This is a genomic window from Bacteroides sp. AR20, assembly GCF_964250605.1.
GTDB lineage: Bacteria > Bacteroidota > Bacteroidia > Bacteroidales > Bacteroidaceae > Bacteroides > Bacteroides uniformis.
Genome location: NZ_CAXUGK010000035.1, coordinates 39,847 through 51,026 on the forward strand (window position 1 = coordinate 39,847; position 11,180 = coordinate 51,026).

General features: G+C 46.8%; 8 protein-coding genes. 1 reads left to right on the forward strand and 7 read right to left on the reverse strand.

Annotated elements, in window-relative coordinates; translation table 11 throughout:
* Window positions 1–13: 13 nt before the first annotated feature.
* From mreD to ACESTD_RS15825, 7 genes are all read right to left on the reverse strand, one after another.
* Entirely contained in the window at window positions 14–517 is a 504-nt protein-coding gene (gene mreD / locus ACESTD_RS15795) for a rod shape-determining protein MreD (RefSeq protein ID WP_005828540.1), read from the reverse strand.
* A 106-nt stretch (window positions 518–623) separates the two neighbouring features.
* The gene (gene mreC, locus ACESTD_RS15800) at window positions 624–1,469 is read right to left on the reverse strand and encodes a rod shape-determining protein MreC (RefSeq protein WP_005828542.1); all 846 of its coding nucleotides are present in this window, start codon (window positions 1,467–1,469) and stop codon (window positions 624–626) included.
* On the reverse strand, window positions 1,469–2,491 hold the full coding sequence (locus ACESTD_RS15805) for a rod shape-determining protein (protein WP_005828544.1): 1,023 nt from the start codon (window positions 2,489–2,491) through the stop codon (window positions 1,469–1,471). The genes mreC and ACESTD_RS15805 overlap by 1 nt, the downstream gene beginning before the upstream one ends.
* 122 nt (window positions 2,492–2,613) lie before the next feature.
* Window positions 2,614–4,137 (reverse strand): bifunctional phosphoribosylaminoimidazolecarboxamide formyltransferase/IMP cyclohydrolase, encoded by a 1,524-nt coding sequence (purH, locus tag ACESTD_RS15810; RefSeq protein WP_009037258.1) that lies wholly within the window; start codon window positions 4,135–4,137, stop codon window positions 2,614–2,616.
* A gap of 160 nt (window positions 4,138–4,297) precedes the next feature.
* Window positions 4,298–6,334, reverse strand: coding sequence for a M13 family metallopeptidase (locus tag ACESTD_RS15815; RefSeq protein WP_061412075.1), 2,037 nt, complete (start codon window positions 6,332–6,334; stop codon window positions 4,298–4,300).
* 20 nt (window positions 6,335–6,354) lie between these two features.
* Window positions 6,355–8,316: a ribosomal protection-like ABC-F family protein gene (gene abc-f / locus ACESTD_RS15820; protein ID WP_008665967.1), complete on the reverse strand. Its 1,962-nt coding sequence runs from the start codon at window positions 8,314–8,316 to the stop codon at window positions 6,355–6,357.
* 104 nt (window positions 8,317–8,420) lie between these two features.
* Window positions 8,421–9,914 (reverse strand): ATP-binding protein, encoded by a 1,494-nt coding sequence (locus ACESTD_RS15825; protein WP_005828554.1) that lies wholly within the window; start codon window positions 9,912–9,914, stop codon window positions 8,421–8,423.
* Window positions 9,915–10,134: 220 nt separating this feature from the next.
* Here ACESTD_RS15825 and ACESTD_RS15830 point away from each other — a divergent pair, with 220 nt between their 5' ends.
* Window positions 10,135–10,983, forward strand: a complete 849-nt coding sequence (locus ACESTD_RS15830) for an AraC family transcriptional regulator (protein WP_022402249.1) — start codon at window positions 10,135–10,137, stop codon at window positions 10,981–10,983.
* The last annotated feature ends 197 nt before the right edge of the window (window positions 10,984–11,180 follow it).

Genomic DNA, 11,180 nt, shown 5'->3' on the forward strand with positions numbered 1-11,180 from the left:
ATCCTTAATCCCTTTATCCTTTCTTTCTTATTCCCTCAACAGCCATAATGCAGGTCACAGTAAGCAGGGTACTTGCCGCAATTCTCAACAACAGCGTACCAATATGGGCAAAAGAGAAGAATTCGAGGGTAAGCAACAAGCCGTGATGTATCAGCACACTCACAACCAGATATTTCAGGAAAGGAAGAATCCCCATTGTACGGATGGCCGGAACCAGTGTATCCAGCGTGTCACGAGGCACGAACAGCCGCAGGAAAGTGGGGCGCAAGAAAGCCAGCAACACCGTAGCGGCAGCGTTCATCCCCGGTGTGTCGGAAAAGACGTCGACAGCCAGCCCTAAAAAGAATGCCCACAACATCAACGCATTGCGGGGAGTGTCCGACTCAAACTTCAGTATCAAGTAGATATACAGAAATGGAGTGGCATATCCTGCAATATGCACATTGTTCAATATCAGCACCTGCAACAGTACCAAGCCTATGAACCATCCTATTTTATGCAGATAATTAATTAACAACGCTAATGAGTTATAAGTTACGAGTTACAAGTTATTGAGTGTATAAGTTATAAGATATAAAGATGATTAATCCCTAATCCTTAACCCCTAATCCCTAATTTCTTAGTCACTTCTCGTCCGCCCTCGACTCCAATGCCTTTTGTTCATCCTGCCCGTTGCGGGAAATGACGCGCACATTGCTCACCTTTCCAAAGTCCGTAGCCAGCTTTATCTTCAACAGATACGAAAGCCCGTCGTGCGAGTCAGACATGTCATCCACCGTCCCCACCATGACACCTTCTGGAAACACGGTGGAATAGCCGCTGGTCACTACTGTATCTCCCAGATTGAATTCGGCATGCCGGGGCAAATCCTTCAGATAGGCAAAACGGGAATTACCTCCCTCCCACTTCAAATAACCGAAATAATCACTGCCCACAATCTTACAGCTGATGCTCGACTTGCTGTTCAGCAACGGAATAACCAACGAGTAATGGGGAGAGGTCTTATACACAATACCCACCACGCCATTGGCATCTACAACTCCCATCTCAGGACGGATACCTTCTGTTGTTCCACGGTCTAAAGTGATATAATTGTCAGCCTTGTTCAAGCTGTTCTTTATGACATTCGCCTTGAATATCTGATACTCCGTAGGAGCAAGCCGTTCCATGCTGTACAACCTGGCGGAGTCCAATCCTTTCTCCTTCAAGACATTTTCCAGAAACGAAAGCCGCTGCTCCAACCACATGTTGCGGTCGAGCAGGTCTTCGTTGGCCGTCTTCAAGTGGAAATAGGAAGTGATGCCACCCGATATTTCATAAACCTTCCCCGCCACGCCATTGGCAGAGGTGAAATACACACTCTGCTGGTAATGATTAAAGCGAAATAATAAAATAAAACTGGCAACCTCTAACAGAAGAAAGAGGAACCAGTAATTATATTTAATGAGAAAGTTTAATAAATTTCGCATTACCGCATCAAGAATGAGAAGCGGTCAACGTTCTTCAATGCCACGCCCGTACCTTTGGCAACGGCATGCAAGGGGTCTTCCGCAATGTGGAACGGTATGTTTATTTTATCAGTCAGACGCTTATCCAGTCCACGAAGCAATGCACCGCCACCGGCAAGATAGATACCGTTGTGAACGATGTCGGCATACAATTCGGGAGGCGTATTTTCCAATGCGCTCAAGATGGCTGTCTCAATCTTAGAGATAGACTTCTCCAAGCAATGCGCCACTTCCTGATAGCATACCGGCACTTCCATGGGCAATGCCGTGATGCGGTTCGGACCATGAACGATATAGTCTTCAGGAGCATCCTCACCGAGTTCCGTCAAGGCAGCACCCACATTAATCTTAATACGCTCAGCCATACGCTCGCTGACCTTCACGTTGTGCTGGCGGCTCATGTATTCCTGAATATCGGCAGTCAAGTCGTCACCGGCAATGCGGATGGAGTTGTTACTTACGATACCTCCCAAAGAGATAACGGCAATTTCCGTAGAACCACCACCTATGTCAACAATCATGTTGCCTTCGGGAGCCTCTACATCGATACCGATACCGATGGCAGCAGCCATCGGCTCGAAAATCAAATAAACGTCGCGCCCGCCGGCATGCTCGGCAGAGTCGCGCACGGCACGCAGCTCCACTTCGGTACTGCCCGAAGGAACCCCGATTACCATGCGGAGTGACGGAGAGAAGAGACGGTTACGGTTGTTCACCATCTTGATAAGTCCGCGTATCATCTGCTCGCAGGCATAGAAGTCGGCAATCACACCGTCGCGCAACGGACGGATGGTACGTATGTTTTCGTGGGTCTTTTCGTGCATCATCTTTGCCTTGTCACCCACGGCAATCATCTTATCGGTACGACGGTCCAAAGCCACCACCGAAGGCTCATCCACCACAATCTTGCCATTCGTGGTGATGATGGTATTGGCTGTGCCAAGGTCCATCGCTATTTCTTGTGTAAAGGAGAATAATCCCATTAATATTTACGATTTAACTATTTACGATTTACGATTGATATTCCTCTTCTTTACAATTTGAGATTCAGACTTACGATGTAACTTCAATCGTAAATCGTAAATCGTCAAATCGTAAATCCGAATTAGTGTTTAAAGTGACGGAATCCCGTAGTCACCATGGCAATGCCATGCTCGTTGCAATATTCAAACGAGAGTTCATCCTTGATACTTCCACCCGGCTGGATGACGGCTGTTACGCCTTCATTGCCGGCAATTTCCACGCAGTCGGGGAAAGGGAAGAATGCGTCACTTGCCATTACAGCGCCATTCAAGTCGAAACCGAAGTTTTTGGCTTTCTCGATAGCCTGCTTCAAAGCATCCACACGGCTGGTTTGACCTACACCACTTGCCAACAACTGCTTTCCTTTTGCCAGCACAATGGCATTCGACTTACTGTTCTTCACAATCTTGTTTGCAAAGAGCATATCCTCAATTTCCTGTGCAGTGGGAGCCTTCGTAGTTACAGTCTTCAATTCTTCAGGAGTTTCCACCTTAAGGTCGCGGTCCTGAACCAATACGCCATTCAGCAAAGAGCGGAACTGCTTCTTAGGCAGAGCTGCCGGCTTGCGGACCAGGATAATACGGTTCTTCTTCTGACCGAGGATTTCCAACGCATCCACATCATAATCGGGAGCGATAATCACCTCAAAGAAAATTTTATTGATTTCTTCGGCAGCAGCCTTGTCAATCACGGCATTAGTGATGAGCACACCACCAAAAGCGGATACCGGGTCACCGGCAAGCGCATCGTTCCATGCTTCGAGCACAGTGGGACGTGAAGCCAGTCCACAAGCATTATTATGCTTCAGGATAGCGAAAGTCGTATCCTTGAATTCGTCAATCAAGTCAACGGCAGCATTGATGTCGAGCAGGTTGTTATAAGAGATTTCCTTACCGTGAATCTGGTCGAACATAGCATCAATATTGCCATAGAAATAACCTTTCTGATGCGGATTCTCGCCATAGCGTAAAGTCTTCTGGCTGTTGGCAGAACAACGGAAAGCGGAACCTTCCTCGCCATCGAAATAGTTGAAGATGGCAGAATCATAGTGTGAAGACACTCCGAAAGCCTCTTTGGCAAACCAACGGCGTTCTTCGATGGTAGTAGTGGCTCCGTGTTCCATCAGCATGTCGCGGAACGGCTGATATTGTGCTTGCGAAGCGATGATAACCACGTCGTTATAGTTCTTGGCTGCGGCACGAATCAGAGAGATACCGCCTATGTCAATCTTTTCGATGATGGCAGGTTCTTCGGCACCACTGGCAACGGTAGCCTCAAACGGATAGAGGTCAACAATGACGAGGTCTATTTCGGGGATTTCATATTTTTCAATCTGTTGCATGTCTTGCTCCAATCCGCGGCGGCAAAGAATACCTCCAAAAACCTTCGGATGCAAAGTCTTCACGCGTCCGCCCAGGATGGAAGGGTATGTAGTGAGGTCTTCCACTGCCTTGCAGGGATAACCCAGGGATTCTATAAACTGACGGGTTCCACCGGTTGAGAGGAACTCTACACCTTCTTCATGCAGTTTGGTAATGATTTCGTCCAAACCTTCCTTATGGTAAACAGATACCAGAGCTGTTTTGATTCTTTTTGTTTCAGACATGGATTTGCGTATTAAAGTATGCGTATATTAGTATTTGATGCGCAAAGTTACAAATTTTGTTTATTCATACATACATTCATACACAATAAATTAGGTATAATTAAAAAAGGCGGCATCTGTTTCCAGTCTGCCGCCTTTTTTTAAGGGTTATTTTGTTGGTTTACCAAATAGATACACGTTTTTCTACCGGCAAGAACATCGGGTCTTTTTCTGTCACGTTGAATGCCTCATACCAAGCACCGATTTGCGGCAATGCACCGTTTACGCGCCATTCGCCCAATGAGTGCACATCACTTTTTGTGCGGTTCAGCACTTCTTCGGGACGGATATCATTAGCCCATACACCTGCGTATGCCAGGAAGAAACGTTGTTCGGGAGTAAGACCGTCCAGCACCGGCAGCGGATTGGCAGCCGTAGCTTTCTTGAATGCCTGATAAGAAACCTGCAGACCACCGTGGTCGGCAATATTCTCACCCAATGTCATGCGTCCGTTGGCATATACACCCGGAGCAACCTCGATGCTATCAAAGAAGTTTACCATCACCTGGGCACGCTCGTCAAAGTTCTTGGCATCTTCAGCAGTCCACCAGTCTTTCAGGTTACCGTCCTTGTCGTACTGGCGACCCTGGTCGTCGAATCCGTGAGTCATTTCATGACCGATTACCACACCGATGGCACCGTAGTTGAAGGCGTCATCCGCATTCATATCGAAGAAAGGATATTGCAGGATACCGGCGGGGAAACAGATTTCGTTGGTGGTCGGGTTATAGTAAGCGTTGACGGTCTGCGGAGTCATCAGCCATTCGTCCTTATCCACCGGCTTGCCGGCCTTGGCTATCATTTCGGCATGGCTCCACTCGTTGGCACGTTCCATGTTTGCCCAGTAAGAGTCGTTTTTGATTTCCAGTGTGGAGTAGTCTTTCCAAGTGTCGGGATAACCAATCTTCACATGGAAGGTAGCCAGTTTCTCCAGAGCTTTCACCTTAGTGGAATCACCCATCCAAGCAAGATTCTGGATACGTTCGCCCAGGCTTTCCTGCAAGTTCTTCACCAAAGTCACCATACGCTCCTTGGCAGCAGCAGGGAAATATTTCTCCACGTACATCTGACCTACAGCTTCGCCCAGCGCGCTGCTTACAGTGCTTACCGCTCTCTTCCAGCGGGGCTGCATCTCTTGTGTACCGCTCATGGTGCGGCTGTAGAAGTCGAAGTTCTGTTCTGCCATAGCATCGTTCAGCAAGCTTGCGGCAGAATCAATCAATTTCCATTGCAGATAAAGGCTCTGCTGTTCAATGGGCAGCGTATCCAGAATATCGGCAGCAGCTTTCAGTGAAGCGGGCTGGCCTACGATGATTTCCTTCACATCCTTCAAGCCCATGGCAGACAAATAAGCATCCCAATCGAAAGTAGGATAATTCTTCTTCAACTCTTCCATGCTCATCTTGTTATAATTGGCATGCGGGTCACGCAACTCCGTACGAGAGCGGAAAGCCTTGGCAAGACGTGTTTCCACATCCATCACCACCTCCATACCTTTCTTGGCAGTAGCCTCGTCGAAACCAGCCAACTGATACATCTTCTGTACATGTGTACGGAAAGCATCACGAATTTTGGCAGTAGCCTCATCATTCTCCAGATAGTATTCACGTTCGCCCATGCTCAGCCCGGTCTGATAGGTCTGTACAGCATTCATGCTACTGTTCATTTCGTCAGCGCCAACATACAGCACGTTGTAGGCGATGATACCCTTCTTCTGCATATCGCCCAGCAAGGCATAAAGCTCCTTCTTGTCCTTCAAAGCAGCCAGCTGGTCGAGTTCAGCCTTGATGGGGGCTACACCGTCCTTGTTCAGCTTCACGCTGTCCATTACGATTTTGTACAAGTCACCGATTTTTTGTGCCACGCTGCCGGCTTCGTGCTGGGTGGCGGCAAGCTCTTCAATCAGTCCTTGAATCTGCTTGCGGTTGTTTTCTGCAAGGATAGTAAAAGAACCGTACTGTGAGTATTCAGCAGGAATCGGATTGTTCTTCATCCAACCGCCACATGCGTATTGGTAAAAGTCAGTTCCGGGTAGAGCCGTTGTGTCAAGATTGGCGAGCTGGATGCCTGCTGTAAGTTCAGCCTGCTGCTTGCCGGTGTTGCAGGAAGCCGTCATCAGACAGAATGCTGCAATGGGTAACAAATGATTTGCTTTCATAAACATATAAAATATAATAGTTAGTGATTCTCCAACTCTACAGTAGCCGCGTCCCACTCTTCCATCACGCGGTCAAGCTGCTCTTTCAGTTTTTGGTGCTGCTCATAAAGCGACATGTCCGAAGCACCTTCCGGTGTGGCCATCCTGGCCTCAAGAATGGCAATGGCAGCCTCCGTCTGCTCTATCTCCGCTTCACAATCGGCAACGCGACGTTCCAGTTTCTTGAGCTTCTTATTAAGCTCCTTCTGCTCCTCATAAGAGAGTTTGGCTGCCGAGGGTTGAACCGGTTCTGCACCAACATTTCCCGATGCCGCCTTACCGGCAGTGGGCGAAGCGGAAAGTGAAGGGGATTTCTGTAACTCATTCAGGCTCTCTATCTGCTTCTTTTGCAGGAAATCATAAATTCCTCCCAGATGTTCCTTCACCAGTCCGCCACCAAACTCGTACACTTTAGTCGCAAGTCCGTCCAGAAAATCACGGTCATGGCTGACTATTATCACCGTTCCGTCAAAATCGCGGATAGCCTCCTTCAACACATCTTTGGAACGCATGTCAAGATGATTCGTAGGTTCGTCGAGAATCAGGAAATTCACCGGCTCCAACAGCAGTTTTATCATGGCAAGCCGGGTACGCTCTCCACCGCTGAGCACCTTCACCTTTTTATCCGAAGCCTCACCGCCGAACATGAAAGCACCTAGAATATCACGGATTTTGAGGCGGATATCCCCTACGGCCACGCGGTCAATCGTATCGAATACAGTCAGGCTCTCATCCAAAAGCTGTGCCTGGTTCTGGGCAAAATATCCAATCTGCACATTATGTCCCAGTGTAAGCTTACCGGTATAATCCGTAATCTCACCCATAATACACTTTACAAGCGTAGACTTACCTTCGCCGTTCTTACCGACAAAAGCAACCTTCTCTCCTCGGTTGATAGTCAAATTTACATCGTGGAAAACAACGTGCCCACCGTAGGATTTCTCCATATCCTCGCAGATAACGGGATAATTACCGCTACGGCTACTGCAAACAAACTTCAGGCGCAAAGAGGAGTTGTCTTCCTCATCCACTTCGATGCGCTCTATCTTTTCGAGCTGCTTGATGCGGCTCTGCACTTGCACAGCCTTGGTAGCTTTGTACCGGAAACGTTCGATGAAATCTTCCGTATCTTGTATCTGCTTCTGCTGATTCTCGTAAGCACGTAGTTGCTGCTCCCGGCGCTCCTTGCGAAGCACCACGAACTCATCGTATTTCACTTTATAGTCGTAAATGCGTCCACAAGTTATTTCGATGGTACGCGTAGTGACATTGTTCAAAAAGGCGCGGTCGTGGCTGACAAGCACCACCGCATTGGCACGGGTGGAAAGGAAGTTCTCCAACCACTGGATACTCTCGATGTCAAGGTGGTTGGTAGGCTCGTCGAGCAGCAACACATCCGGACGGCGAAGCAACAGCTTGGCAAGCTCTATACGCATACGCCAACCACCGGAAAACTCGCTTGTAGAGCGGTCAAAGTCCTCGCGGCTGAAGCCCAGCCCTTGGAGCGTGCGCTCTATTTCGGCACGGTAGTTGGTGCCGCCCATCATCAGAAAACGTTCGTTTTCGTGAGTGAAGCGGTCAATCAGTTTCTGGTAATCCTCGCTGTCGTAATCGGTACGTTCGGCAAGTTGCCGATTCATGCGTTCGATGCCCGCCTGCATCTCAAAAATATGCTCGAAGGCAAGTTCAGCCTCCTGCATTACGGTGCGCTTGTCACTGAGTATCATCACTTGGGGCAAATACCCGATAGTACATTCGCGGGGAACGGCAACAATGCCGGCAGTGGGCTGCTGAATGCCAGCCAATATCTTGAGCATGGTGGACTTACCGGCACCATTCTTGCCGACAAGAGCTATACGGTCTTTCTTATTGATAACATAAGAGACGTCTTCGAACAGAGGAGTGGCATTAAATTCTACCTTCAGTCCTTCTACAGATATCATAGTGTCAATGAATTTATCGTTCAAGACTGCAAAGGTAGCGATTTTCAACGTTATACAATATCATACGCTCACATAATTACATCAAATATCCAAGAAAGAGAACACTACTCCCGCATTTCCTGCGGAAGGACAATTGCAAAGCGGCTCCCCTTGCCAAGAGTTGAAGCCACTTCTATTTTTCCATGAAACCTTTCAACGATAGTCCTGCAAATGGCCAATCCCAATCCCGTGCCCTGCACAAAAGCATCTCCCTTATAGAAACGTTCAAAAATGTGCGCCAGAACTTCTTCCGACATGCCAGTTCCCGTATCTTCCACAAAGACTTCCAATGTAGCAAAGTCCTTCAGCCTATACCCTATGGTTATGCGTCCTTCAGCAGTGAACTTCACCGCATTATTGATAAGATTGTTGACAACTTGCCCCAAACGCGTAGGATCTGTATAGATAACTGCCGCCCGGTCCGGAAGGTCTAGCAGTAGCTCCACTCCTTTCCGAAGATTCATCTTCTGCGCACTGTAAATGCTTTCCAATATGCCATTTAAAGAAACCTTCTCAAAATGGAATTCCATCGTGTTCGATTCTATCTTGGACAAATCCAGAATATCTGAAATCAACACCATTAACAACTGGCTGTTCTTTTCAATCAAAGACGTAAATTCCATAATCTCCTGCCGCGACAAGTCGGCATCCCCACAAGCCAGTAGTGTAGAGAAGCCCACAATGGCATTTAGTGGCGTACGTATCTCGTGGCTCATATTAGCAAGAAATACGCTCTTCAACTCATCGCTACGTTGCGCTTTCTGCAAAGCCTCGTTCAATTTATTCTCCGTATCCTTGTATTTCTGCGTACTCATGCAAATACCGATGATACGGAACGGCAAATCCGTCAATTGCCCCACATAGGTAGATTGCGCCTCAAACCACTCCCACTTGCCGTCTCCCCTCCGTAGACGGTATTCCACTGGGCGTTCGTACAAATTACCATGCAACTGTAAAGCCAAAGCATCAAACACTCCCTTCCGGTCGTCCGGATGAATCAGAAATGCGAATTCCTCAGGCGTCAGCGTATAGTCACGCGTAGGAATCCCCAAATATTCAAAATAACGCGGTTCTATAATCATCAGATTATGTTCCATGTCGAAAGACCATTGAAATATCTGGGTGCGGCTCAGCGCAATATTCAGCAAATGCTTCTGTGTCCGTTCTTCCAACACATTCCTGAAATAGAGTACAATCCTCACCAATTGTCCATCTTCATGAATTCCCACCATAGCACCTTGTATCAGAAAACTGATACCACTCTTCAATTCACGTATAAAGCAATTGATATCTAAGGGAATAATCCGCACATCCCTCTCCCGAAGTTGCAGCAAAAGGTCTTCTAACACATTCTTTTTATCACATACCACTTCCAATAAGTCAGTGATACGCCGCCCTATCACATACTCATTCAAATGGAGTTCATTCATCACCTGCTGATTCAGACGCCAGATACAATCTTCCAAATCAATCATAATAATGCTGACGGGCCATGAGTTGAACAACTGCTCGGAGATGGCATTTATTATACGTACTTCTTGAGGAACATTCGGATTCATCAGAATTGTTTTATCATACAAGGAGCAAAGTTCGGGCTAAAATGCTTATGCCACAAACAAACCCTTATAAATCAATATTCCGTTTTAGCATGTATATATTCTATTATTCACAACTTTACCTTATTTAACAGAGACAAATTGAGCGTAATATTGATTTTAACTGTTATCTCTGTCATTTATACATTATTATCCCCCATTTTTGTGTCTTAAAATCTCCAACATGAATATATCCGAATTCAATATAAATGCCGAGTTCATTGCCTGCAATCATATCACAACCAATGAACTGAATCCGCTAGTGGAAAAGCCATACCACACCAAGGCCAGTATCTTCGCTCTATGCACCAAAGGAGTTCTGAAAACTATCATAAACCATACTCAATTCAGGGTTGAAGCTAACGCCCTCCTAGTTATTCCTCCCGAGACCTTCGTACAATTGCTACACACGTCAGAGGATGCTGAAATATATGTCGCCATGTTTTCCCAGCAACTTATCCAAAGTGCAGGGGCCGGCAAGCTCATGATGGATAAGTTTCACATTATAGGCAAACACTATATTTTTCCTCTATCGAAAACGGACTTCCAGCTTTATGCCGAGTTCATGACCTATTTGTCACACCTCTACCAAAGAACAGAAAGCCCCTCAAGTCTAGTTTCATTGCAAACTCTACTGACCTATCTGTTACAAGGTATATCCGAACTCTGTCCGGAACGCCCTAGAATAAAAGAGACTCCGGGCAGCAGGCATTTCAACCAATACCGCATTTTTATCCGATTGGTACACACAGACTATGTCCGGGAGCATCAAGTGTCCTATTATGCATTGAAAATGAATATGAGGCCGGCAGCTCTTTGCCGCCTTGTCAAAAAGGAATCAGGACATACAGCCATGGAAATCATCAACAATACTATCATCATGGATGCCAAAGCACAGCTTTGTACCGCCAACACTCCGATAAAGGATATAGCCGTGAGTCTAGGTTTTAATAATGCGGCCTTCTTCAACAAATTCTTTAAACGTCATACGGGAATACCTCCTCAGAAGTTCCGTACATCCTCAAAACAATAAAATCTACTCAAAACACAAAATGCGGATATTCTGCCATGAGAATACCCGCATTCCTCAATAAGAGAAGTCTGCCATCAACCTACCTTCTTAGCAATAAAAAACACATAACCGTAGAATTCCTTATATTTCCTCTATGAAAAGCAAGACCGCGACTATCTTTGTGAGTGGAAACGAGTGTCTATTCCTTTCTACATCTT